Genomic DNA, 25,547 nt, shown 5'->3' with positions numbered 1-25,547 from the left:
GGACGTGAACACACGGATTGCATGTGCGCTCTTCCCCCTTCTTCCCCTCGACAACCCCGTGGCCTGCTCGCTTCCAGTCGCTCCCCCGCTTGCTCTTACCTCCCCCACCGCGCCGCTTAGGCAGGGGGCACGCTGTAGACCTCAGCGGAGGTGCGCCGGTGCTAGAAGCGAGATTCCCAGAAAAGGGGCTACCCGGTCCATCCCGAACAGAGCGGGGATGTGGAAAACTCCCCGTCCCCGCCGCGCTTTCCCCAACCCCTCCCTTCGGGGTCTAGCGCCGTTGCTCCTGGCTTGGCGCAGTACTGGCCGGCGTGGGGTTAGGTGGCGTCGTTACCCCATCTGTGCCCCCATCGAATTGCCCGGCGACCGCAACCTCCGCCAGCCGAGCGGGCTTGGGCATCGGCAGCTTGGTAATCCAAATTAGCAGGCGGTCGAGGCGCTGGGTTCCTCCATTTGTGGACGCCACCTGCCCCGGCGCCGTCTCAGCACTCTCCGTCGGACCGCTAGCACCACCCTCGTCGGAGCCAGTGGGCGTAACCCCCGCCGATGCACTAGGGGAGCCCGAACCCCGGGAGCCCTGCCCGGGAACGAGCTCCTGCGGCCCGGCCACCACGGTCGGGGTGCCCTGGTCGAAGCGGACCGTCATCGTGGCATCCGTGGCATCCACGGTGGCCAGCACTGGGGCCTGGTCCACCGACTGGGTTTGGGCATCCGACCGCCGCAGCTCTAGCTGGGTTCCGGGGGCCAGGCCGCTGAGCTGCACCCCAGCCACCTGCGTGCCCCGCGGCAGGTCCACCATCAGCCCGATCCCGGGTTTGAGGGACGCGGGCCCGGCGCCGAGCTGGTTGTTGTACTGGTCCGAGACCCAGGAGGTCTGGGGATTGCCGTCCGCGATGGCCGCGGCGCCCTGGGGATCGTCGGGCGTTCCCGGGCCGTTGGTGGGCATCCACTCCTGGGCGTTGGCCAGGGGCGCGAGCCGTACCTGCGAAGCACCCCCCGTGGCCCCCTGGCGCAGCGAGTTGGGGGACAGCGGGGAATCCTGGCGGCCCGCCCCGAAGAAGCTGATCGCCGCGGCGATGACGGCGGCCACGAGCATGACTGAAAGGAAGGCCACCAGGCCCGCGCTGGCCAGGGAGCGGGGCCGATTACGGGCGGCGCCGAACCCGGCCCGGTTTGTGGGGTCCGGGGTTGCGTCGCGGTCCACCTGCAGGTCCCCGGCGGTTAGGGCGCGCAGGCGGCGGGCCACCTCCGCAGGGCTCAGCGACGGTGAGCCGCCTGCCTTCGCCCCCTTCGCCCTGGAACGGTCGGCGCCGCTCTTTGCCCGCCGATATAGGGCCGTAAGCTCTTCCGGTACCTCCGAATAAGGCACCTTCTCCAACAGCAGCTCCAGGGCCACGACGATGCCGCGATTGTCCTGTGCAGCGGTATTGCTGGGCAGCACACCGGGGAAGGCCAGGGTGGCCACGCCCTGCGTGCTGATGCGGATGCGATCGCGGTGGTCCAGGCCCAGCACGCAGCCGCGCTCCCCCGTGCGGGCTACGGCGTCCGCCAGGTCCGCCACGGCGTAGCCTGCGGCCAACGGATCCGGCCCGGACTCGGCGACGGCTGTCAGCGGGGAGCCGGCCACCCAGTCCGCCACCACGATGACGAGATTCGGCCCGCCCACGACCGTGTCCACGACCTCCCGGATGGGGGTCAGGCCGGGCCCGGCGCACTCCGCAAGGGCGCGGGTGCGCTGGATCATTTGTGCCCGGGCTTGGGCCACGCGGCGGCTGAGGTCTGTGAGGCCATTGCCGCTGGAGCTCGCCTTTTCCCGTATGGCGGCGGCCGGGTCCATGATGGTCAGCGCCACCACGTCCCCCGTTTTGGTGTCCCTGGCCTGCCACAACCGGGCTGCCGGGGAGCCGCCATGATCGGCGAGCAGGCGGTACTGCCCACCTATGATCGGCGCGCCGGGCACTAGCCGGGGACCGCTCACCCGCCCCGCTGACAGCGGCGGCAGGGCCGGCAACAGGGAGTTGGCAACGGCGGCTTCGTGGGCGGCCTCCTGGGCGGTGGCGGGCCCGGCCAGCATCGGCTGGGATCCGCTGGTGGTGGGGCTCGCTGCGGCCTCGCGGTCCACGGTGATGAACTTGCCCAGGACCGGCAGGCGGGACAGGGATGCCCCCACCGTGGTGACCTCCGGCAGGTGGGAGCGGGAGAGGATGAGCCCGGTGATGCCGAGGAAGACGATCCCGGCCAGGGCGGTGCGCCCGACGAACCAGGGGTTGGTTTGCGGGATGTGGCCGAATCGCACGAGGGCCACGTCCATGCGCCAGACGATGAGGGCGGCGATCACGGAGGCCCCTACGGCCCATCCGGAGGTTTTCAGCACGGCCCGGGAGTTGAGGGAGCCCAGGGAGCGCCCGAGCAGCCGGGCGCCGATGATCGCCCCGGCCAGGAACCCGAACCCGTTGGCCGCTCCAAGGAGGACGACGACGAGTCGCGGTTCGGTGGCGACAAGCGGCGCGGTGAAGGCCAGGGCGAGCTTGGTGATGGTGATGCCCGCGATGATGAAGGTGGGCGTCCACACCTCCTCCCGGGCGTAGAAGACGCGCAGGTGGAGCAGGACGATGGCGTAGGGGATGAGGGTGAACGCGGAGAAGCTCACCGTCCAGCCGAGCACGTTGGCGGCATCTAGGGGGTAGTCCCCGTAGAAGAATAGAGCGCTGCAGATGAGGGTACCGAAGGCCGTGAAGAACACGATGATGGGGATGAGGGCCAGCAGCGTGAGCTTCGTGGCGGTGGTGAGGTCCTTCACCACGGCTTTGTCGTCACCGTCGGCGGCATTGCGGGAGAGCCGGGGCATAACTGCGGTCAATAATGTCACGCCGATCACGCCATAGGGCACCTGCAGTAATTGCCAGGCCTGCGTGTAGATCGTTGGCGCTGCCGCGCTGGACATGGAGGCAATGCGGTTGTTCAGCACCCACCCCAGTTGCGATATGGCCACGTACACGACGATGGCGATGGCCATCCCCCCGAAGGCCTTGAGCCGTTCGTCGATCCCCCACAGCGGCCGCACATCGATACCGGCTTTGCGCAGGTAGGGCACCATGATGAGGGCCTGCATCACCACGCCCGCCGTCGTTCCCAAGCCCAGAAGCAGAACCGAGGCATCCGTGATGGTCACGTTGTCCGTCGGGTGCAGCTTGAGGTCCGGCGGCAGTAGGAAATACAGCGATAGCACCGCGAGCGTCACGACGTTGTTGATCACGGGGGCCCACGCGCCGGGTTTGAAAATTCCCTTGGTGTTGAGCACCGCCATGAACACCGCGAACAGCGCGTAGAAAAGGATCTGCGGCAGCACCAGGAACGCAAACGCCGTGGACATGTGGACGTTGACCTCGCCGTGCTCGCCCAGGGACATGCTGGCCAGCCAGGGTGCTGCGGCGACCGCGAGGACGGTGACGCTCAATGTCAGGGTGAATGTCAGGGTCAGCAGGCGGCGGATGAATGCCGCGCCCTGGTCCGGGTCCTCCTTCTCCGCGCGGACCAGCACTGGCACCACCAGGGAGGTCAGCACCGCCCCCAGCACCAGCTCGGTGATGAGGTTGGGCAGCGTATTGGCGGTGTTGAAGGCGCTGGCCACCGCCGGTCCCAGCGCGGAGCCGATGAGCACGGTCCGCAGAAACCCGGTGATGCGGGAGATGAGCGTGGCGATCGCCATGGATCCGCCCGCCCGGACCACCTGTTCATCCCCATCGGTGCTATTTCTTCTTTGGGACGCCAATTCCGGCGCGCTCCCCCGAGCGCCACCAGAGCGCGGAAGTGGGCTGCGTTCTAACCGCGAATGGTCTTCCGTCGGCGGCGCGGTGGCCTCCCGGACGGCTGCACTTTTGCGGGCCGGGGCCGGTGCCGGGGGGCGCGCGGCCCGGAAGCGGCCGCGTTGGCCCGGCGCGGCGCTGCGCGGGGGGTCGGAGTCAATCACCGTTCCATCTTTGCCCACGCCCCCGGGCAGGGTCTAACCACCCCGGGGCGTGTTCGCAGTATTCGCCAGCCTTTTCACCAGCTCCCACCGATAGCGCTAGGGAGCCGAGGCGCCGCGCACTGGGTGCCGTTGAGAACGGCGGGGGCGCTGGTGGGAACGGGACAGGGGTTAATCGTTCAGCAACTCCTGGACCTGCTGGCGCACCTCCGTGCGGCGCACCTTCCCCATCATGTCGCAGGCCAGTTCATCGAGCTGATAGAACTCCCGGGGCACCTTGTACTTCGTGAGATTGCGCTGGCAGTGCTCTTTCAGCGCTGTCTTGGTGGCGTCCGAAAGCTTATTTTTGCCCGTCAGCACGACCGCAGCCACCACGGTCTCGGAACCATCATCGCGGGGCAGACCCACCACGGCGACCCGCTGAACACCGTCGAATTCTGCGATGATTTCCTCTACCTCCTGGGGGTATACGTTGAACCCGCCGGTGATGATCATTTCCTTAATCCGCGAGACGATGCGCACAAAGCCGTCCGGCTCCATCACCGCCATGTCCCCGGTGTGGAACCAATCCCCGGTGAAGGAGGAACGGGTAGCGTCCGGCTTGTTGAGGTATCCCTTGAACACCTGCGGGCCTCGGACAAGCAGTTCCCCGGCCTCCCCGTCCGGGCGGGCCACCTCGGGACGCTCTGGATCAACGATCTTCGCTTCTGTATCTGGAAAGGGGATCCCGACATAACCCGGTCGACGATCCTCGCTCATGGGGTTTCCGAGAACGATAGGCGAGGTTTCCGTCAGGCCGTACCCTTCGACAAGTAGGCCTCCGGTCATACGTTCCCATTCGTCGACGATGGCAGGTGGAAGAGAAGCAGCGCCTGAGAAGGAGTAGCGAACGCCCGATATATCAACGCCCGTCTTGGAGGCGTGTTCCATGATTAGTCGGTATAGCGTGGGCACCCCAGGAACCCAGGTTGGTTTTCTCTTCTTAAAGACCGACATCAGGAGGGAAGGTTCAGGCGAAGGAAGAAGGAGAAGCTCACCCCCGATGGCTGGGGCAAGAGCGCCGCCGAATGCCATGCCGTAGGCGTGGAAGGTGGGCAATGCGGCTAACATTCGTTCGGGCGATTCACCAGTGCCGAGACCGTCGACCCAGGCCAATCCCATCTCGATATTCGCGATAAGGTTGCGGTGCATGAGCTCAGCGCCCTTCGGCTCCCCGGTCGTACCGGAGGTGTACAAGATGAGCGCCGTGGAGTCGGGTGTAACCCGGTGACTGGCCTTCTCCACCACGCGGCGGCCCTTGCGCAGGGAGGCGCGGCGCACAGCCCGGTCGAAGCTGGCGAACTTGCGGGAGGAGCTGGACAGCTTCTTCCGGGTGGCCCGAATGGGGGGCAGCGGTAGTTTGAGCGCCAGGCGCTTCAACCGGGGCAGGGCGGTGGTCATGTCCACTGTGAGCACCGTGTCCAGGGGGGTATGCGTCTTCAGGTGGGTTGCCACGTCCGTGGCATTGTCCCAGAAAATTCCGACCCTGGCCCCGTGATCTTTAAAGGGACCCTCTAGCTCGCGGGCAGTGTACAAGGGGTTGTGGTAGACCGCCGTGGCGCCCATGGAGACGATCGCGTAGAAACTGATGAGGTTCTGGGGGCAGTTCGGCAGCACGACTGCAACCCGGTCCCCGGGGCGGACCCCGGCACTGTCAAGCACTTGCGCGAGTTTGGCTACTTGATCGCCGAACTGGGAATAGGTCAGGCTGGTGCCCAGAAACCACAGAGCGGGGCGATCGGCGAACTTTCTAGTGGCTTCCGCAAACATCTCGGCCAGGGTGCCCTTGGGGTAGTCCAGTTGTGGCTGCGTATTTGGGGTGTAGAACTGCAGCCAGGCCTTGCGCTCGAGGGCGGGGGTGTTCGCAGACTGATCGGCATTCACGGTGAAAAGCTCTCCTGGGGGGTGTGGGTCTAACACGGCTAGTCTCGCTGAACAACATAGGCGGGAAATGTATTCTTCGCCGTAAACAGCTACCGGCTAGCCTTGCCGATCCGATGGTACGCCGGGAGCTTCGCCCGTAGGCGGCTTCGGACGGGGGCGTTCAGATCTCTTCGACCGTTGCCACCACACCCGTCCAGTTACGGCGGCGGCAAACAGGCCCACGGTTCCCACGGCCAGTAGGCCCAGGATGCGCCCTGGGGCAGAACGCATCCGGACCTCCACCGACTCGCTGATCTGGTCCCCGGAAGGAGTGGCCAGCCACAGGGTCAAATCGGTCTGGTGATTGGCGGAACCAGCGTCCGTTGTCACAGGCAATGTGATGGACCCACGGGCCGGAACCACCTGCTCTGCGGGGACCGATAGCGAAATGGGTTGGCCATTGCGCACCCGATAGCCGACTGTCGCGGACACCGGCAGGGGCAGCCCGTTGCGGGCCACGACGAGAAGCGGGGATGCCGCGGAAGTGCGGGTAAAGACGTTGCTGGGCGGCAAGAGGGATACGCTGTGGCGCAAAGTGGCAGTGACATCGCGCACCACGTCCAACCGATGGCCTCGCTCGTCCCACGACTGCGACCAGGCAGTTTTCTCCCGGCTGCGGTAACTACTGGTCGCCCGGACCAGGTCGATGAACAGCGGGCGGGTGAACACTTCCCGGGTCAAGGTGATGTTCGGATCGTTGCGCATGAACAGGGTTAGCTGCTCCACATAGCGTTCTAGCTGGGAGATGCGCTGGGCGTGTGCGGCATAGGGTTCCCCCGGGTCCACAAAGGGCACGGTGGGGGTCCCCTGGGCCAACTGTTCTGGGGCAACGCCCCTCGGCGTCAGAGCATCCCCGAAGCCCGCCGGCGTGGCCCGCTGCTGGCGGAATGCAGTACCCACTGCCTGGAGGAAGGCCGAGGCCCCGTCGGCATCCACCGTCCACAGTGCCGGCGGGACCGCCAAGACCGGCTTGCCCGGGGCTAGTTCGGAATCGAGCGCAGCGAGGGCATCTCCCATCCGCGCGGTCGGCGAGTCCGCGGCCAGGTCGTAGCGAGACTGCGGGTTGGTGTAGCCCGCGACCTCCGGGTGCTCCCCGGTTGCGGCGAGGACGGCCCCGAGGGCCCCCGAATAGGTCAGCGCGCGGAAACGGTGCCCCGGTGGAAGGGGCGCCTGGGAATCCGGGGGCGGGGTGAGGGTGAACAGGCGGTCGTTCCAGCCCTGTTTTGCTGCGGGATTGCCAGGGGGTGCCGCCGAATCCGCGCCCTCGGCACCCGCCTGGGGCACCTGGGCCTCCCGCAAGGTACGGACCGTGTTGTCCGCGACCACCGCTGTGACCTGCGCATCTGGGGGGAAGGCGGGGGCGCCGCGCTGCATGACCTCGAACCGAGTGTTCATAGAGGCATTGATGCCTTCAGAGGCGCCCGCCGCGAGCATGTCTAGGTGCCCGGCGTCCATGCCCTCCGCGCCGGGGATAACGACGTTTTGCAGGGGATATACGCCAAGAACTCGGTGAATGGTCTCCGGTCCGCGCCCGTAGGCGTGGACGGCCAGCCAGTCCTGACCAGCGGCGGCAAGCGAGTCGAAGCCGGCCCCGGCGTAGGGCAGGGAAACGCTGCAGCCCTTTTCCACTAGTTGGCGCAAATCCGCCAACCAGGACCGGGCCGCGCCGCTGCCGGTCCCCGGTACCGCGTCGGTGTCCTTACCGCTGAAAATTTCCCCCCAGGAGTCCCGCAACCGCTTCTGGTCCTTCACCCGGCTGGGCACCTCCGAACCGACCATGTACCCAGCCGTCATGGCATCTACTGTGTCCAGCAGATCGGGATCGATAGCCAGGCAGCTAGAGGCCCGGAGATCACTCCCGTTTGGTCCTTCCACTGCTGTCTTGTACGCATCCAGCAGGCCCCGTAGCCGCCCACCCGGGGAAATCTCCTGGGCCAGGTGTTCATCGGTGAGGTAGAGCGGGGCCCGGTTGGGGGCATCCCCTGTGTTCCCAGCGGCGACATGCGTTTCGGCGGCCAGGGGCCAAAGGAAGGTCAGGGGGGAACTCTGATCCCGTTTGGCCTGACCCGTGATACTGAGAGTGGTGCGTGTCACCGCCGCGAGCTGGGCGTCACCGGTGCCGCTGGATTGGCTCTGCGGGGAGAGCTGGGCACTCACCGCGAAAGCCAGGGGGTAGGTGCCCGGGCCAGTAATCCCGGGGACGTTAACCTCACCCTGGCCGGGGGCGCTGGTGGCCGTGGTTGAACCGGAGGTGAGCTTGAGCGTGAGGGGGACGTCCCGGCTCTGCCCGGGGGCCAGGGTGCCGGGGATGTCCACCCGGCGGCTCGTGGATGGGTACTCACCCACGTTGGACAACTGGGCAAGCCGCAACTGTTCGGTGCTCGCAGCAGTGCTGTGCAGTAGCTGTACGGAGAGGTTGGTGGCCGGGGCGGAGCCGTGGTTCTTCAGGCGCAGAGTGTACGTGGGGTCCCGGTCGACGCGGGCCGAGCCGGTGCCAGAATTGTCCGCGATCGCCGTAATCACCGGGGGGTCAGCGCGCGTGAGGGTCACGGCGAGCGCCGTGTGTGGGTCCGTGGACCGGCCGTTGGGGTTGGCCCAGACGGCGGCCTCGTCCTGGTCCTGCGGATTGTGGGGAACAGGGGTGCCTCGAGAGTCTGCCGACGCGGTAGGTAGAGATTGGGCCTGGGCCGCGGGGACAGCGAGGGGCCCAGGGCCCATGCTGCCCACGCCCACGGCAACGGCAGTGGCCAGCAGGGTATGTCCAAGCGCCGAATGCCGGAAAGGCAAGAACCACCGGGTGCGTCTTTGCGCGGAACCGGCAGAGCCGTCTTCAGCCGGTGCGGCACCCGACGATGCCGCCGCCGCTGCCGCCTTCCCCACCGGGTCCGTACTCATCGCCGCTGGTGCCTTTGCCCTCGCCCTACGTCTAGCACTCATCATGTGTGCGCCGCCGTCAACCTATCGCGGCGTGGCCCTCCCCGCCTCGGCTTCGGCTCGGGCGTACTCGGGCAGGCGCTCGAAGGCCGTGCGGGCCAATCGCCGTTCGTCGGCGTACGCCAGATGCTCCACGAGCTGGTCCACCGGCAGCCACGCCACCTCGGTGACCTCCGGGTCCTCGTCGTTGAGGTCCCCGTCCACGAAGCGCAGCAAATGGTGGTGCACGGTCTTGTGTATCCGGGTGCCATCAGAGACAAACCAATAGTCGATGGTGCCGAGGTCCGCAATGACCTCTCCGGACACCCCGGTCTCCTCCCAAACCTCCCGCTCCGCCGTGGCGTGCTGGGATTCCTCCGGTTCGACGTGCCCCTTGGGCATGGACCACAGCAGGCGGCCGCGTCGATCCAGTCGCCCGATGAGGGCTACGTAGATGCGGGTGAGGTCCACTGACCCGTCGGAACGCACGGCCTCCGCCAGCCCAGAGAGCACAAGCCCGCCGGCGGAGGTCTCCACGGACAAGGGCAGCTCGCTGTGCTGGGGATGCTCCGCAGAATAAGGGGTGGCTGGACTACGCCGACCCACACCCCCGGAGGGCAGGCCGCCGGAGTGGGTCCGGCCTGCGGCCGGAGAGCTGGACCGGTGGGTATGGGTGGTCGGCGCGCCGGGGCGACCGGTAGACCGGCCTCCGGGGGAGCGGCCATGCTGCGGGGCATGGGACCGGCCGGTGCGATTCCCGTCGCGGCCGCCGTCCCTACGGCCCCCGCCTCCGCGGCCGGCCCCGGAGCGATGTCCGCCGGTCCGGTTGCTGGCGCGACCCGTATCTTTGCGCCCAGAGCTACCCCGCCCAGAGCCACCGCGCCCTCCGCCCCCACGGTTTGCGGTGTTCCCCCGGCGGTCGCTCGCGCCCTTCTGCCCGCCCTTGCCGACCCCCGTTGGCCCAGTATTGGCCTTCGACTCGGCTGAGCTGCCCGACGCAGAAGAGCTCCCGGACCCCGACGAATTGCCTCCAGCGACGGCCGACTTCGAACCTTGTTGCTGCTGGTTGCCCCCCGAATTGCGCGAACGCGCCCGCGACCGGGAGCGCCGGCGCCGCCGGCGCCCATCTCCTGATCCCTGGCTGCCACTCATTCCCACCACTTTAACGGGTGGACACTCCCGCTACCCCATCCGTTGGCGCCAGCCATGTGACGCGCGGGACATGGCGTCCATAATTCGAACGGAGCCCAGCAACAGTCGCACCGCGCGCGGCATGGAAAACGGCGGCACCTTAGCGCCCAAATCCTCCAGCCGGTCGTGATGCTCCCGCAGCCCCTCCACGCCGCGCTCCCCGACCACCTGCAGCAGTTCCCGGACCATTTCCGAGCGGGCGTCGACGAAACTGTGCCCCGCCCCGGGAACCTCGATGAGCTGGGCCTGCGGGCATCGCTCGGCCAGCTTGCGGGCGTTCGGCGGGGGTGCCACCAGATCCCATGCGCCGGACAGGATCGCGATAGGAACGTGCAGCTCGGGGACCTGGGACCACAAATCGGCCGACTCCCCTTGGAAGCTCGGGAAGCTCTCCGCATCCTCCGCTTGTTCCGTCCCGGGGTCGAAGGGCAGGCCATCGGGGGCGGGGGCGTAGTTGAGTTCGCGGTAGGCGATCGTGCCCACGGGGGTGGACTCCACGACGAAGGGGCCGTGGATATTGCTGATGAGCCGGTGCGCGCGGGGCAGCGCGTTGATCAGCCGGGCCCCGCTGCGCCGACAGGCCAGCAGCGCCAGCTGGGCCACGCCCTGCTCCCCCATCACGTTGAACACCATCCGTACCGCCAACCCCAGGGCCACCTGATCTACGCACCCGGCCTCAACCGCACAGCGCAGCTTCTCGGCGATTTTGCTGGTGGGCTCGTGGGTGCCGTCCCAGAACAGGTCCCGGGCGTGGGCGCGGATGTCCGCGTAGTCCCCGGCCCCCATGACCGGGGAATCCAGCACCAGCCCGGAAACCCGCTCCGGGTGCGTGACGGCGAAGAGCTGCGCGACATAACTGCCGTAAGAGGCGCCGTAAATTACGGCCTGGCGAATGCCCTCGGCGTTGAGCACCTGTTCGATGTCTTCAACCACGAGGCGCAGCCACATGTCCTCTTGGGTGAGGGCCTTGCCGTGGGCGGCCTTGCGGGAGAAGCCCACGCCGCGGTGCTCCACCATGATGAGATCGATGTTGGAGCGTTCTGCCCAGCTCATGAGGCTGGCGTAGGGCACCAGGGAACCTACGCCGGGGCCGCCGGGGATGACGACCATCGGGGTACCCTGGGTGCGCTGATCCTCGAGCAGAACCGGGCCGGTGCGCGCGTAGGCGAGGCGGAATTCGCTGCCGTCCGCGGTGGGACGCATGATGCCTTTACGCTTTGGGGAGGTGCGGGTGCGCATGATGCGGATAGTAGACTCTCCGGGGTGACAAAGCCCGCCCAGCCGCCCTGCAGCCCGAATGCAAACCCCGTGGAAGATGCCCGTCTGCTGGCCACTGCGTGGCGTAGTCTGCAGGCCTACGACCCCCTGCTCAGGCGGCTGGCCAGCGCCTTTGAAGGAGCTGGCGAAGAGCTGTACCTGGTGGGCGGCAGCGTGCGCGATGCCTTCCTGGGCAGGGTGAGCCCGGATGTGGACTTCACCACATCCGCCCGTCCACAGCGCATCGTGGAGTTGCTGCGCCCCCTGGCCAGCACGGTGTGGGAAACGGGGATTGACTACGGCACCGTCTCCGCGCTGGTGGAGGGAACTGAGGTGGAGATCACCACCTTCCGGGCCGATCAATACGACGGCCAGTCCCGCAACCCGGAGGTCACCTACGGCAACAGCGTGGCGGAGGACCTGGTGCGCCGGGATTTCCGGGTCAACGCCATGGCCCTGCGCTTGAGCCCGGACGGCCAGCACGATTTTGTGGACCCGCTCGGCGGCCTGCAGGATGCGGCGCGGCAGGTGCTGGACACGCCCGATGCCCCCCAGGTCAGCTTTCGGGATGATCCGCTGCGGATGTTGCGCGCCTGCCGTTTTGTCTCTCAAATAGGTTTCGACGCCAACCCGGGCGTGACCCGGGCGATGCGCGAGATGGCCGAGGAGATCACTCGCATCACCGCGGAACGGGTGGCCGCGGAGTTGAACAAGCTCATGCTGGGTGCGGAACCCTGGCGCGGCCTGGACCTCATGGTGGAGACGGGCCTGGCGGAGTACATCATGCCGGAGCTGCCCGCGCTGAAGCTGACTCAGGACGAGCACCGCACCCACAAGGACGTTTACGCCCACTCGCTACGGGTGTTGCGCAATGCAGTGGAGTTGGAGCGGGATCGTGGGGTGAAGCCCAACCTGGAGCTGCGCTGGGCCGCGCTCATGCACGACGTGGGCAAGCCGGCCACCAGGGCCTTTACCGAGTCGGGGGCCGTGACCTTCTACCACCACGAAGTGGTGGGGGCGAAGATGGTGCGCAAGCGGCTGCGCGCGCTGAAGTTCTCCAAGCAGCACATCGCGGATATCTCCCAGTTGGTCTTTTTGCACATGCGGTTCCACGGTTACGGGGAAGGGGCATGGACCGATTCGGCCGTGCGGCGATATGTTGCGGACGCCGGGGACCTGCTGCCCTTGCTGCACCTGCTCGTGCGGGCGGACTGCACCACCCGAAACCGGCGGAAGTCCGAGCGGCTGCAGCGGACGTACGACGGGTTGGAGGAGCGAATCGCGCAGTTGCGAGAGCAGGAGGATCTCGCCGCTGTGCGCCCGGACTTGGACGGCAATGAGATCATGCGGGAGTTGGGCGTGCGGCCTGGGCCCGTGGTTGGGGAGGCCTGGGCCTACCTCAAAGAACTGCGGTTAGACCGGGGTCCCCTGGGCCGGGAGGAGGCCCTGGCGGAGCTGCGGGCCTGGTGGCAGCGGCGCCAGGAGGAGTAGCCCGGGGAGATGCGGTGCCTACACTGTGGGACATGGCAATCCCCGATTTCATTGTTCAGCTGCGCCGCAAGATTGGGCACGCCCCCCTGTTCCTGCCGGGGGTGACGGCTGTGGTGCTTAAGGACGTGGCCGAGGATGCCCCGCTGTGGGCGGTTCCAGAGGTGCTGCTGGTCCGGCGCGCCGATGACGGGCAGTGGACGCCGGTGACCGGGATCGTGGACCCCGGGGAGGAACCCCATGTCGCCGCCGTGCGGGAGGTGCGCGAGGAAACCGGGCTGGAGGTGGAGGTGGAAGCACTGCTGGGCGTGGGCGCCGTGGGGCCCGTGACGTACCCCAACGGGGACGTGGTGCAGTACATGGACACCGCCATGCGCTGCCGGATCGCAGGTGGGTCGGCTGGCGCGCAGGAGGTGCAGCCCATCATCGGCGATGACGAGTCCACCGCCGTCGGCTTCTACCCCATCAGCAACATGCCCCCCGTTTCCCCCAGGTTCCGCCTGGTCATCGCGGACGCCGTGGCTCAGCTCAAGCACCCCCAGGGCTACGTGCCCCGGATAGGTTACCGGAAGCGGGAGCGCTAGCTTCCCGCTCGGCGGGGCTTCAAGGTCTCGGCCCTACTCCCCTGCCGCCGATTTCAGCGTGGCCCCCTGGGCTGCGTAGATGGCCTCCGCGATGTGCTTGCGCAGACGCTGGAACTCCGGGTCCGTGCGCAATTCCGCCGGATCGAAGGGTGCGGTGGGATCGCCCACATTGCTGGGAATATCCTCGATAATCCGCCCCGGGCGGGCGCTCATCACCCACACCCGGGAGGACAGCAATACCGCCTCGTCCACGGAGTGGGTCACGAAGAACACCGTCTTCTTGTCCTTGCGCCAGATGTCGATGAGCTCGTGCTGGAGCGTCTCCCGCGTCAGGGCATCCAGGGCACCGAAGGGCTCGTCCATGAGCAGAATGGAGGGGTTCCCCGCCAGCACTCGGGCGATCTGGGCGCGTTGCTGCATGCCGCCGGAGAGCTCATAGGGCCGCTTGGAGCCGAACTCCGACAGGTTGACCATGTCCAGATACCGTTCGGCCTCAGCGCGGCGGTTCTTCTCGGAAATCTTGCGGAAGCGCCCGGAGAGTTCCACGTTCTGCTCCACGGTGAGCCAGGGGAACAGGTTGGCGTGCTGGAAGACCACCCCTCGGTCTGGCCCGGGCCCGGAGATCGGTCGGTCGTCCAGCAGCACTTGCCCATGGGTGGGCCGAAGGAAGCCCGCAATCATTCGCAGAAGCGTGGTTTTGCCGCAGCCCGAGGGGCCGACGATGCACACGAATTCGCCGGGTTCCACGGTCACTGACGTGGGGGTGAGCGCATGCACCTGCTCCCCGGCGTCCGTGGTGTAGGTCTGTTCCACGTCACCCAGTTGCACCCGGGGGCTTACGCTGGCTTTTTCGGTGGAGGTCATGTGCCAACTCCTCTTTACTTCTGGTTGGCCGCCGGAGCCGAGGCGGCCGCGGCGGGCTGGGGGGCAAGGACGCGGCGGAACGTCGCTTCGCCCGCCGGGGCATCGATGAGGTTGTTTTGCTTGAGGAAATCGGCCGTACTCGTCAGGGTCTCCCCCGCCTTGCCGCCCAGGATCGCCGGGGAGGCCTGCTTGGCGGCGGTGGGGTACTCGTATCCGCGGAGCTGCTTTTCCACATCCGCGCCGCTGGCGCCGAGTTCCACCGCGATGGATGCTGCAGCCGCCTTCGGGTCCTTGGCGATCTCTTCTGCCGCGTAGTTCTGGGCGCGGGCCCACTGCTCCATGAATTGGGTATTGCCCTCCACGAACTGCCGGGTACCTGCGGCCATGTCGTAGGTGGGCGCTCCGGCCTCGGCCGTGGCCTTGGAGCTGGTGATAATGTGCCCGTCCTTAGCCAACTGGCTCAGCGTGGGGTCCCACACCCAGGCGGCGTCGATTTGGTTGGACTGCCACCCGGAGAGCATCTTGTCCGGGGCCAGGTTGATGAGCTTCACGTCCCGGTTCGCGTCCATCCCGGCCCCCTTGAGGGCGTTGAGCAGGCTGAAGTGGGAGGTGGACCCGAAGGACGCGGCAATGGTCTTGCCCCGCAGATCGGTGATCTGCTTGGCGTTCGTGTCCTTCACGACCAGGGCCTCGGCGTCCCCAATAACATCGAAGGCCCACGGGACCACAAGGTCCAGCTCCAATGGCTCGCTGGCCCCGCGCGCCACCAGGGAGCTACCCAGCAGCCCCAGGTCGAGCGATCCGGAGCCGAAGCCTTGCAGGACGTCGGCGCCGGCATCGAAGCGCTTCCACTCCACCTTGGCGTTGGGCATGCAGGTCTCCAGGATCCGCCGGTCCTTAACGATGAGATCCCCATTGGGAATCCCCTGGTAGGCGATGGTCGCGGTGGTGCGGATGGAGCTGTCGGGCTGCCACGGGCACTCCTGTTGTGCCTGCTTGGCCCAGTGGCTGGCTGGCGGCCCCACGCACGCGGCGAGGCTCAGGCTCAGGGCAGCGGCCCCCACCGCGGCGGCGGTCCGCCAGAGGGAGCGGTGGCGGCGAGGCGAATCGGTGGAGGGAGTCGCGTTGTGGTGCTTGTTCATGGTGGTTTAGGCCTTTCCCTGCCACGGCACGAGCGCGGTGGACAGGCGTTTGAGGCCCATGTCCAGCAGCACGGCGGCGATACCAATGATGATTATGCAGCAGATGGTGAGGGGGGTATTCAACTGCGTACCGGAGATGTAGGCCAGCGCGCCGATGCCGGGGATGCCGTTGTTGAGCTCGGCGGCTACGACGGTGGTCCACGCAAAACCAGTGGCCACGCGCAGCCCGTTGAGGATGCTCGGCAGCGCGGAGGGCAGGATAACCCGGGTGAGCACCTGGGCCCGGGAGGCCCCCAGGGAGCGGGCGGCGAGGATGCGGTCCTTCTGCACCCCGCGCACGCCGACGAGGGTGGACATCGCGATCGGGGGGAAGGCGGCGAGGAACAGCAGCCACACCTTGGACACATCCCCGATGCCGAACCACACAATCAGCAGGCCGATGTAGCCCAGCGGCGGCAGGGAGCGCAGAAAGTTCAGGTAGGGGTCCAGGAGCTTGCCGAGCCAGCCGATGGTGCCCATGAGGAACCCCAGGGCCGTGCCGGCAAGGAACCCCACGCCCACACCGACGGCGATGCGCTCCAGGCTGGCCAGCAAGTGCTGCCAGAGGAAGTAGTTCTGCTCGCCGCAGATCTCCGCCGTCTGCCCCTCGGCGACGGGGCGGCAGGTGTTGGATTGCACGAAGGAATGCCACACCGCGCCCGGGGAGGGCAGGAACAGAGGTTTGACCAGGCCGGTGGCGGTGACGATCCACCAGGCCGCCAGCAGGGCGAGGAAAAGCAGGAGGTGGCCGAGCCGGAACTGGGACAGCCGGTGGCGCGGGCGCTTCAGGGCGGGCTGCCGCGACCGCCCCGGCTTTTCTTGGCCTCCGGGTCTGTGGGGTTTGGCGGCGGAGCCGGCCTCTGGTGCTCCGGTTTCCGCGCCTCCGGGCCCGGAGGCTGCACGCCCTGGGGCGCTGTCGCCGGTGCCGGTGTTCTGCTGTGACGGGACTGCAGGCATAGTGGTGGTGTTTTCGCGTTGGGGACTATGGTTCAACAGGGAATAACCCGGACGGTGACCGGGGAATTCCCCGCAGTGCCCTCGATTATTCCCCGGTCTTGGGGAACGGCCGAAGGTCGGCGGACGGCAGATGTCACCGATAAAGCTCTAATGATAGACATTCGACCGGGCCTTTGGGGCGCCCTGCTGCCCCTTTTATTCGGCGTGGTTTTTGTTCTCGTCTAGATCGCGGGCGTATTTGCTGGCCCGCATGGAACAGATGACTAGCTGTACCTGGTGGAAAATCATAAGGGGGAGGATGAGCAGGCCGAGGTTGCCCCCACCGAACATCACTGCTGCCATGGGCAGGCCCGCGGCCAGGGATTTCTTGGTGCCGGCGAATTGGATTGCGACCTGGTCTCGGTAGCCGAAGCCCAGCTTTGTGGCGGTGAATGAAGTGAGCCACAACATTGCATATACCACCGCGATGGATCCGAGAATGAGGGCGAAAAGCATGACCCAGCTCACCTGGTGCCATACCCCCTCCACAACCCCTTCGGAAAAGGAGACGTACACCACGAGGCCGATGGAGATCTTGTCCACGTTTTTGGTCACGGGGGAGGATGCGAAGGCGACGACGCCAGGCACCGCGCGCGCCACCTGACCCAGCGCAAAGGGCAGCAGTAATTGCAGGCCAATGTCGATAAAGGTGTGCCCATCGATATGCAACCCCTCCCCGGTGGACATCAGCGCCAGGACGAGCAGCGGCGTGAGGACCACCCCGAGCAGGCTGGAGGCGCTGGCGGCCACGATGGAGGCCGCCACGTTCCCGCGGGCAATGGAGGTGAAGGCCACGGAGGACTGCACGGTGCTCGGCACCAAAGTGGTGAACAGGATCCCCAGGTAGAGGCCCTCCCCCGTAATTGCCTTGAGGGGCATGAGCGCGAGGCCCAGCAGAGGGAAGACGAGGAAGGTGAAGGCGAAGATCAGCAGATGTAACCGCCAATGCGCGAGGCCCTGCAGGGCCTCGCGCGGGCTCAGCCGGGCCCCGTAGAGGAAGAACAATAGGGCCACGGCCGCCTTCGTGACCCATCCGGCGAACTGAGCTGCGTGCCCGCTGACGGGGAAGAGCAGCGCGAGCACCACACCGGCTGCGATGAGCATGATCAGCAGGTCCGGGCGGTAGTTGAGGATGCGGTGATAGGCGGAGCGGAGTGCGGTGGTCATGGGGATGGTGCGGGGGTCTTTCCGGTCATGGATGGGCGGCGGCGGGGCCGCCCAAGGGGGGTCTAGGGCCTGGGCTCGCGGAAGTTGGTGTTCCCGATGCGCCCAAGGGCATGGGTGAGCAGGTGGAAGAAGCGATCGGTGTCCACGTCCACGGCGACGCGGTGGTGCGCGCCACCTGTCCCGTAGCCCGGCGTGTCCTCCCCCGGCTGGCCGGTGGAATCCGCCAGCCCAAGTGCCGAGGGGTCCGCGCCCCCAGCCTGGGCTCCCCACGTGTTGCGCAGGTCCACGACGGTCTGTCCGCGCGTGTGCCGCCCGGTGGTTTCCACGGCGATGGGGGCCGCGATGGTGCGCAGCACTCCCGGATCCGCGATCGCGGCGACGGCGAGGGGATCGTGCAGCGGCGGGCCCGGGTAGCGCCGTTCGCGTCGATAGGCCGCGCCGAAGAACTCCACTAGCTCGGCGATAAAGGTGGCCACATCGGTGCCCACGGCGTGCAGTTGGGCCATGCGCTCGGGCACTGCCAGCACTTTGTGGGTGACGTCTAACCCCACCATCGTCACCGGCCAGCGTTCCTCCAGGACAACGGCGGCGGCCTCCGGGTCGGCGAGGATGTTGAACTCTGCGGCGGGGGTCATGTTCCCGGTGTGGTGTCCGCCGCCCATGAAGGTGATCCCCCGGACGCGTTCCACCAGCTCGGGGTACATCCGGGCGAACAGGGCCAGGTTGGTTTGGGCCCCGGTGGCCACGATGGTGACGGTGTTCGGCTCCTCGGCGAGCACGAGGTCCGCCATGAGGGTGACGGCGTGGCGGGGGTCCAGGCGCTGGTCGGTGGGATCCGGCTGGGGCAGTTGCGGCCCGTCCATTCCGCTATCGCCGTGGATTTCGGCGGGAATAACCTGGGGTCCAATCAGGGGGCGGTGGGCTCCGGCGGCGATGGGGATGCCCCGCATGTTGCCCACCCGGGCCACGGCGCGGGCGTTGTGGGTGACCTTCTCCAGGGTCTGATTCCCGGCGACGGTGGTGACGCCCAGCAGCTCGATTCCGGGATTTCCCCAGGCCAGCAGCATCGCCACGGCATCGTCGTGCCCCGGATCGCAGTCCAGGATGATCTTGTGCTTCTCCATACTCGTTCCTTGTGTGCTTTGGTGCGTGATCGTGGGTGCGGTTGTTAAGGGGGTGGGAGGACGCCACCTTTCGTGACCTAGCGCCGCCGTTCAACGCTTCCGCTCGAGTGTGCAGTGGATCTCACGACAGCGCCGCTGGCATAGGAGCTCGCCGCCCCCGGGCGTTGGGTGGCCAGGGAACCGGCGGCGACGGCGAAGCGGCTGGCGGTTTGCAGGTCCGAGCCCTCCGCGAGCGCCGCCGCGAGGGTCCCGGCAAAGGCGTCCCCAGCACCGGTGGTGTCCACCACGGTGGGGACCTTCACGGCGGGCACGTGGGTGATGTGCTCGCCGTCCACGATGGCGGCTCCGCGGGCCCCGAGCGTCACGACCGCCCGCCAGCGGCGTTCCCGGAGCGCCAGGAGCAGCGGCTCGAGATCCTCGGCTGCCGGGGGCTGCATTCCCAGCAGGTCGGCGGCCTCTACCTCGTTGAGGATCAGCAGGTCCGCCGCTGCAAGCAATTCCGGGCTTCGCGTGCTCACGGGAGCCAGGTTGAGCACAAGGCGCGCACCCAGGCACCGGGCTAGGAGCGGCAACTCCTCGGTGTGCTCGGGTCTCAGCTCCCCCTGGGCCAGGAGAATCAGCTCCCCGCCCTCTCCCCCACCGCCTCTTCCACCGTCTTCGACCGAATCCAGCGCGGTTTCGGAATTCCCCTGCCGAGCAAGTTCGGCCGCCATCCGCGCCGGGCTCACGCCGAAATTCGCCCCGGAGGTCACCACAATGATGTTCTCCCCGCCCGGGTCCGTCATGATGAACGCCTGCCCCGTCGGAGCCTGCGGGTCGCGCCGCACCAGAGAAGTGTCCACGCCCCGCCGGGACAGTTCGTCCAGCGCAAGGGTGCCCAGGGCGTCCCGACCCACCGCAGAGATGAACACGGCGGGAACGCCGAACTGGGCACAGGCAACCGCCTGATTCGCCCCCTTCCCGCCCAGACCCTGAACCCCCGGCGTGGCCAGTACGGTCTCCCCCGGCCTAGGAAAATCGGCGACGTGCACGAACGTATCCACGTTGGTGCTTCCGCAAATAATCACCCCGGTTTGCGGTAGGCCGCCTGGCACGTAGTCCCTCATGGCCCCTAAGCCTAGAGCACACCCTCCCCGGGGCAGGTCCAGCTGCTAGGCCCGCTGCTGGTCCTGCTCGGCGGCAGCCCGGCGCGCGGCGGAGAGGTCCACGTCCGGCGCCGGGACACCACCGTGGCCCGCGCTTTCGCAGGCCCCGTTCAACCCGCAGGACCCGCAGGCCTCCCCGCTGGCGCACGCGGCCGGCGAGGGGGCTGGTGGCGTCGAACAACAACCTCCCCCGGCCCCGCCGCAACCGTCCCCGGCCTGCTCGGCGGCCACCTGCTCGCGCCGGGCCATGGTGCTCGCGGCCAAGCCTGCACCCATGCCCATGAGGAACAACCCCACCAGCGCCAGCGCCGCGGCGAGCAGCAGCAACCATCCCCCGCCGCGCAGCACCAGGGCCCCGGCCGCCACCCAAGCGCATCCCGCCCCGATCCAGGAGGGCGCCGCGATCTTATGGGCAAGCTGCCAATTCTCCTTGGACTTGCGCACCTCCGGGATCCGCAGCCCGAACACGGAGTTACCCGGCAGCCGACCCGTCGCCCCCAACAGCCCCATCACCAGCAGCGCAGCACCCACCAGGAAGGCGACACTAGCGAGGATCCAGCCGAAGGCAGCGGGCAGCACAGTCATGGCAAATAAGTCTATTACTGGGTCTATTACAATGACCAACCATGACTAACCCCGGTTCGCTCAGTACCAGCACTGACTCCGCCACGCCGCACCGCTACACCCCGGAGCTCGCCGCTGAAATCGAGCGGAAATGGCAGGAATACTGGACGCAACAGGGGACCTTCAACGCCCCCAACCCCGTGGGACTCCTCGCCCGGGAGGGGGCCTCGGCCGCCGACGTTCCCGGCGAGCGGATGTTCGTGCAGGACATGTTCCCCTACCCCTCCGGCGTGGGTATCCACGTGGGCCACCCCCTCGGCTACATCGCCACGGACGTCTTCGCCCGCTTCCACCGGATGCGCGGGGCCAACGTGCTGCACACCCTCGGCTACGACGCCTTCGGCCTACCTGCGGAGCAATATGCCGTGCAAACCGGCACCCACCCCCGCACTACCACGATGGCCAACATCGAGAACATGGAGCGCCAACTCGGCCGTTTCGGCTTCGGCCACGACAAGCGGCGCGCCATCGCCACGACGGACGAGGACTACTACCGGTGGACGCAGTGGATCTTCCTGCAGATATACAACTCCTGGTTCGACCCGGAGGCCCCCAACGCCGCCGGATCCACGGGCCGCGCCCGACCCATCGCGGAGCTGGAGGACAAGCTGTCCCGCGAGCGGGAGGATTGGGCGGACCTCTCCCCCGCCGAGCGACAGGAAATTCTGGATAGCTACCGGCTGGTGTACCGCAGTAACTCCACCGTCAATTGGTGCCCGGGCCTGGGAACCGTGCTGGCCAACGAGGAGGTCACGGCCGACGGGCGCTCCGATCGCGGGAACTTCCCCGTGTTCCGCAAAAATCTGCAGCAGTGGATGATGCGCATCACCGCCTACTCCGATCGGCTCATCGATGACCTGGAGTACTTGGATTGGCCGGAGAAGGTTAAGTCCATGCAGCGCAACTGGATCGGCCGGTCCCGGGGCGCCGAGGTGCGCTTCCCCCTCCCGGTGCTCGGCGGCGGTGCGCAATCCGGTGGTCCCTCTTCTTCTTTGGGTCAGGACGCCACCCCCACCCAGCGCGGCATCGACGTGTTCACCACGCGCCCGGACACGCTGTTTGGCGCGACGTATTTGGTGTTGGCGCCGGAACACGAGCTGGTAGATGAGATCCTGGCCGCGGCCGGGGGGGAGGCCTACGCGGCGGATACCCCCAGCCAGTGGACCGGGGGGCACCGGAACCCGGCGGAGGCCGTGGCCGCCTACCGGGAGGCCATCTCCGCCAAGAGCGACTTGGAGCGCCAGGAAAGCAAGGAGAAAACTGGCGTTTACCTGGGGGTATCCGCCGCGAATCCGGTCAGTGGACAGAACGTGCCGGTGTTCATCGCGGACTATGTGCTCACCGGATACGGCACGGGTGCCATCATGGCCGTGCCCGCGCACGACGAGCGGGACTTCGAGTTCGCCAAAGTGATGCAGTTGCCGCTGCGACAGGTGGTGGCGATCGCTGGCGGTGAGGACGGTGAGCTGACCGAGGCCCTCACCGCACCGGGGGTGGCCATCAACAGCTCCAATGATAGCGGCCTGGACCTCAACGGCCTGGGCCTGGCGGACGCCAAGGCTGCGGCTATCGCCTGGCTGGAGCAGCAGGGCAGCGGCCGCGGGACGATCCAGTACAAGCTGCGGGATTGGCTGTTCGCCCGCCAGCGCTACTGGGGGGAGCCCTTCCCCATCGTCTACGACGCCGATGGCGTGGTCCATCCGCTCCCCGAGGACCAGCTACCGGTCGTGCTGCCGGAGGTGGAGGACTACCGCCCGGTGAGTTTCGACCCGCAGGACCGGGATACCGAGCCGCAGCCGCCGCTGGCCAAAGCCCGGGAGTGGGTGGAGGTCCAGCTAGACCTCGGCGACGGCCGGGGGGAGCAGACCTACTACCGGGACACCAACGTTATGCCGCAGTGGGCCGGATCGAGCTGGTACCAGTTGCGCTACATGGACCCCACGAACGAGGAGAAGTTCGTGGACCCGGACAACGAGCGCTACTGGGTGGGCCCCCGGAAGGGGCGGCCCTCCGGCGGCGTGGACCTGTACGTCGGCGGGGTGGAGCACGCGGTGCTGCACCTGCTGTACAGCCGCTTCTGGCACAAGGTCCTGTTCGACCTGGGGCATGTGAGTAGCTTCGAGCCCTACTACCGCCTGTACAACCAGGGGTACATTCAGGCCTACGCCTACACGGATGCCCGGGGGGTCTATGTTCCTGCGGAGCAGGTGGAGGAGAAGGATGGCCGCTTCTTCTACGACGGCCAGGAGGTCACCCAGGAATACGGCAAGATGGGCAAGTCCCTGAAGAACGCCGTCTCCCCGGATGAGATGTGTGACGAGTTCGGGGCGGATACCGTCCGCGTCTACGAGATGGCCATGGGTCCGCTGGACACCTCCCGGCCGTGGGCCACGAAGGACGTGGTTGGTTCCCAGCGCTTCCTGCAGCGCGCGTGGCGCCTGGCCGTGGACGAAACCATGGGGAGCCCGGCGGTCACGGAGGCGGCCGCGACCGACGATGACCTGCGGATGATGCATCGCACGATCGCCGGGGTACTCGAGGACTATTCGGAGCTGCGGGACAACACCGCCGTGGCCAAGCTCATCGAGTACGTCAATTACCTCACCAAGACGTATGCCAAGGCGGACGGGGCTCCCCGGGCCACGGTGGAACCGCTGGTGCTCATGCTCGCGCCCGTGGCACCGCACATCGCCGAGGAGATGTGGCAGCGCCTGGGGCACGAGGGCACCCTGGCCTACGAGCCCTTCCCCAGCTTCGAGGAGAAGTGGCTGGTGGACAGCACCATCGAGATCCCGGTGCAGGTCATGGGCAAGGTACGCGGCCGAATTCACGTGGCCCCGGATGCCCCCAAGGAGGACTTGGAGGCCGCCGCGCTGGCGGAGGAGAAGGTGCGCCCGCACATTGAGGGCAAGCAGATCGTGAAGATTATCGTGGTGCCCGGGAAGATGGTCAACATCGTTGCCAAGTAGGGGCTGCGTGCCACCCCCAGGGGGGAGTGGGCTTCTTTTAGTGCCCCAGGAGCAGCAAGGCTCCGGTGGAGGTCACCCACATGAGCATAAACGGCATAAGGAACCACACCACGCCGATCCACGGGCGCCAGCGGGTATGGTTTTTCCACTTGAGGTAGCAGATCCAGGCCGCCCCGAAAAACCCGCCGATGGAGATGAGGCCGGGCAGCACCGCGAACCAAATTTGTGCGGATCTGCTGCACAGCCAGCCCACCCCATCGTCGCAATAGGGCCCGCCCAGACCTCGGGAGATCAGGGCGATCACCAGCGCTGTTAGCAGAGTGACCACGGGAACGGCGATGAAGTACCGGATGGCCTGCCGCGTGGAGCGCTCGTTGTGCTCCAGGCGTAGCAGCGGATCGGCTTCGTAATCCAACTGGCTAGGGGGACCGGGCCGATCGCTGGGCGGCAGGTCCTTCTTGCCTGGCAGATCCTTCATGCACCCCAGCATAAACCCCGTTTCCGGCACGGGACAGGTCGCAGACTACACGGGGACGGGCTGCGGACTACGCGGAACGGGCTGCGGACTACACGGGACTGACGAGGACCGGCACCGGCGCGTATCGCAAAATCTGGTTGGTGGAGGGTCCGATGAACACGCGGTTAAAGTCACCCAGCACCGAGGACCCCAGGACGAGGAGATCGCCCTTCTTCCACTTCAGCGCGCTGAGCGCCCCGGACCAGGCGTAACCGCTGCCTGTCTCGGTCTCGACGCTAAGATTCCCGTGCCGGGCGAGGGCCCGATCCCGGCCCCGGTCCAATAGAGCCAGGGCCTGTTCGCGCCACTCGACCATCATGGAAGTGTCGTTGAAGGGCACGGCGGTGGGGTGCATCGTGGCCCCCCGAGGGGAGAAGGCCACCAGGCGCAGGGGCACGCCCCAGCGGGCCGCGAGATCCGCCGCTTTACGCAGCGCCTGGTGGGATTGTTCCGTGTCCACATAAGCGCAGTTGACCCTGGTGACCCCACGCTTCGAAAGTTTGGGGGCGCGGGGCGCTAGGCCCAGTGGCAGGGGAGCGCAGTGCAATAGGGCATCTGCCGTAGAACCGATCCGGAAGCGCCCGCGGGGGGCAGCGGGGTGGGAGCCGATGAGCACGACGTCCGCGTGAAAGTCCTGGGCGGCGGTGATGAGCGCCGTAGTCTCCGAGTGGTCCACCATGATGGCGGAGGGCAGCTCCGCGTCGAGCATGCGGCGGGGAACCCCAGCCGCGAGAAGCGCGGACTGAGCCGCGCGGGCGTTGGCCTCCGATTCCAGCTGGAGCCACTTGTTGTATTCTTTGCGCTGCTGGGCGTTGGGCTGGTTCGACCAGGCTCGGGAGATCACTGTGGCAGTGCGGATTTCCACCGGCTGGGTACGGGCCAGCCAGGCGGCGAACTGGGCAGTCTCATCGCCAGAGCTATCTGGGCTCCACGTCATGAGGATGCGCAGTGGCCCATCCTTCTTCTTCCGCTGCTCGGTGGATGCGGGCGAGGAGTCGGAGTTGATGGGAACTGCTGGCATGATCTGCGGCCCAGAGGTGTCCGGAGGGGTGGGGGCGGTGGATGACGAGGCCATACGACCGGGGACCCCTACCGGATCTCTTCCTCGGCCACCTCGGAGTAGCGCTCGAGGATAAGGTTGATCACGGGTATTAGCTCTTCTACCTGGGCGAGTTCTTCAGCAGAAAGACCGGCTACCATGCTGGCCAGTTGCTGGGAACGGTCTTCACTCATCTGATTCAGATCGGCGCGGCCCTTTTCCGTCAGCTCGACCCGCACCCCCCGGCGGTCGCTGACATCCCGCACACGGGTGACGATGTTCATGGACTCCAACTGGTTCACAGCGTTGGAGGCGGTGGGCATCCGGATCGCTTCCATCGCGGCGATCTGGCTGATCCGAAGGGGGCCGTGTTCAGCCAGAATCATCATGATCGACATCTGCGCAGTGCTGATGTGCGAGTTCATGGATTTGCGGAAGTACAGCAAAAACAACCGGGTGAGACCGGGGCGAAGCTGCTTCGCAATTTCGAGCGGTGTCTGGGCCATAGAAAATAACTTACCCGACACTTCCGGCTGACTAAGCAACCGAAAGCTAACTG

Annotated in this window: 17 protein-coding genes and 1 pseudogene; 3 read left to right on the top strand and 15 right to left on the bottom strand. The window is 67.0% G+C overall.

Features of this window, described 5'->3' with window-relative positions; genetic code table 11:
- Positions 1 to 271 precede the first annotated feature (271 nt).
- The 5 genes and pseudogenes from CHEID_RS10275 to CHEID_RS10255 all read right to left on the bottom strand — a co-directional run bounded on the left by CHEID_RS10275 (position 272) and on the right by CHEID_RS10255 (position 11,272).
- Positions 272 to 3,970: a murein biosynthesis integral membrane protein MurJ gene (locus CHEID_RS10275; protein WP_181645952.1), complete on the bottom strand. Its 3,699-nt coding sequence runs from the start codon at positions 3,968 to 3,970 to the stop codon at positions 272 to 274.
- Positions 3,971 to 4,138: 168 nt separating this feature from the next.
- Positions 4,139 to 5,890: a long-chain-fatty-acid--CoA ligase gene (locus CHEID_RS10270; RefSeq protein ID WP_112770052.1), complete on the bottom strand. Its 1,752-nt coding sequence runs from the start codon at positions 5,888 to 5,890 to the stop codon at positions 4,139 to 4,141.
- A 96-nt stretch (positions 5,891 to 5,986) separates the two neighbouring features.
- Positions 5,987 to 8,824 carry a COG1361 family protein gene (locus tag CHEID_RS10265; protein ID WP_112770053.1) on the bottom strand — a complete coding sequence of 946 codons (2,838 nt, stop codon included), beginning with the start codon at positions 8,822 to 8,824 and terminating at the stop codon, positions 5,987 to 5,989.
- 63 nt (positions 8,825 to 8,887) lie between these two features.
- Positions 8,888 to 9,379 (bottom strand): annotated as a pseudogene (locus CHEID_RS10635) (NUDIX hydrolase); the annotation flags it as partial.
- Between the two features lie 645 nt (positions 9,380 to 10,024).
- A complete protein-coding gene (locus CHEID_RS10255; RefSeq protein WP_112769365.1) occupies positions 10,025 to 11,272 on the bottom strand; it encodes an alpha/beta fold hydrolase in 1,248 nt (415 codons plus the stop codon).
- Between the two features lie 24 nt (positions 11,273 to 11,296).
- On the opposite strand from CHEID_RS10255, the gene CHEID_RS10250 reads away from it, so the two are divergent.
- Positions 11,297 to 12,781 carry a CCA tRNA nucleotidyltransferase gene (locus CHEID_RS10250; RefSeq protein WP_420536378.1) on the top strand — a complete coding sequence of 495 codons (1,485 nt, stop codon included), beginning with the start codon at positions 11,297 to 11,299 and terminating at the stop codon, positions 12,779 to 12,781.
- 32 nt (positions 12,782 to 12,813) lie between these two features.
- A complete protein-coding gene (locus tag CHEID_RS10245) occupies positions 12,814 to 13,362 on the top strand; it encodes an NUDIX hydrolase (RefSeq protein ID WP_112769364.1) in 549 nt (182 codons plus the stop codon).
- A gap of 33 nt (positions 13,363 to 13,395) precedes the next feature.
- Here the strand turns inward: CHEID_RS10245 and CHEID_RS10240 are convergent, their stop codons facing one another.
- From CHEID_RS10240 to CHEID_RS10210, 7 genes are all read right to left on the bottom strand, one after another.
- Entirely contained in the window at positions 13,396 to 14,226 is an 831-nt protein-coding gene (locus tag CHEID_RS10240; RefSeq protein WP_112769363.1) for an ABC transporter ATP-binding protein, read from the bottom strand.
- 14 nt (positions 14,227 to 14,240) lie between these two features.
- On the bottom strand, positions 14,241 to 15,368 hold the full coding sequence (locus CHEID_RS10235; RefSeq protein WP_112769362.1) for a taurine ABC transporter substrate-binding protein: 1,128 nt from the start codon (positions 15,366 to 15,368) through the stop codon (positions 14,241 to 14,243).
- 6 nt (positions 15,369 to 15,374) lie between these two features.
- Entirely contained in the window at positions 15,375 to 16,364 is a 990-nt protein-coding gene (locus tag CHEID_RS10230) for an ABC transporter permease (RefSeq protein WP_112769361.1), read from the bottom strand.
- 195 nt (positions 16,365 to 16,559) lie between these two features.
- Positions 16,560 to 17,570, bottom strand: coding sequence for a bile acid:sodium symporter family protein (locus CHEID_RS10225; RefSeq protein ID WP_112769360.1), 1,011 nt, complete (start codon positions 17,568 to 17,570; stop codon positions 16,560 to 16,562).
- A gap of 62 nt (positions 17,571 to 17,632) precedes the next feature.
- Entirely contained in the window at positions 17,633 to 18,694 is a 1,062-nt protein-coding gene (locus CHEID_RS10220) for a nucleoside hydrolase (RefSeq protein ID WP_273661140.1), read from the bottom strand.
- A 77-nt stretch (positions 18,695 to 18,771) separates the two neighbouring features.
- A complete protein-coding gene (locus CHEID_RS10215; RefSeq protein ID WP_112769358.1) occupies positions 18,772 to 19,800 on the bottom strand; it encodes a ribokinase in 1,029 nt (342 codons plus the stop codon).
- A gap of 45 nt (positions 19,801 to 19,845) precedes the next feature.
- Complete coding sequence (locus CHEID_RS10210) at positions 19,846 to 20,424, bottom strand: SdpI family protein (protein WP_112769357.1); 579 nt, start codon at positions 20,422 to 20,424, stop codon at positions 19,846 to 19,848.
- A 41-nt stretch (positions 20,425 to 20,465) separates the two neighbouring features.
- Here CHEID_RS10210 and leuS point away from each other — a divergent pair, with 41 nt between their 5' ends.
- Entirely contained in the window at positions 20,466 to 23,432 is a 2,967-nt protein-coding gene (gene leuS / locus CHEID_RS10205) for a leucine--tRNA ligase (protein ID WP_112769356.1), read from the top strand.
- A 37-nt stretch (positions 23,433 to 23,469) separates the two neighbouring features.
- On the opposite strand, the gene CHEID_RS10200 is transcribed toward leuS, so the two are convergent.
- From CHEID_RS10200 to CHEID_RS10190, 3 genes are all read right to left on the bottom strand, one after another.
- On the bottom strand, positions 23,470 to 23,910 hold the full coding sequence (locus CHEID_RS10200; protein WP_238597052.1) for a hypothetical protein: 441 nt from the start codon (positions 23,908 to 23,910) through the stop codon (positions 23,470 to 23,472).
- 88 nt (positions 23,911 to 23,998) lie between these two features.
- A complete protein-coding gene (locus CHEID_RS10195) occupies positions 23,999 to 24,886 on the bottom strand; it encodes a universal stress protein (RefSeq protein WP_238599300.1) in 888 nt (295 codons plus the stop codon).
- Between the two features lie 152 nt (positions 24,887 to 25,038).
- Positions 25,039 to 25,494 (bottom strand): MarR family winged helix-turn-helix transcriptional regulator, encoded by a 456-nt coding sequence (locus CHEID_RS10190; protein ID WP_112769355.1) that lies wholly within the window; start codon positions 25,492 to 25,494, stop codon positions 25,039 to 25,041.
- Between the last annotated feature and the right edge of the window lie 53 nt (positions 25,495 to 25,547).

This window comes from Corynebacterium heidelbergense (assembly GCF_028609845.1).
GTDB lineage: Bacteria > Actinomycetota > Actinomycetes > Mycobacteriales > Mycobacteriaceae > Corynebacterium > Corynebacterium heidelbergense.
Note: the sequence above shows the minus strand (reverse complement) of the source record. Positions and strands in the feature narration are given on the sequence as shown.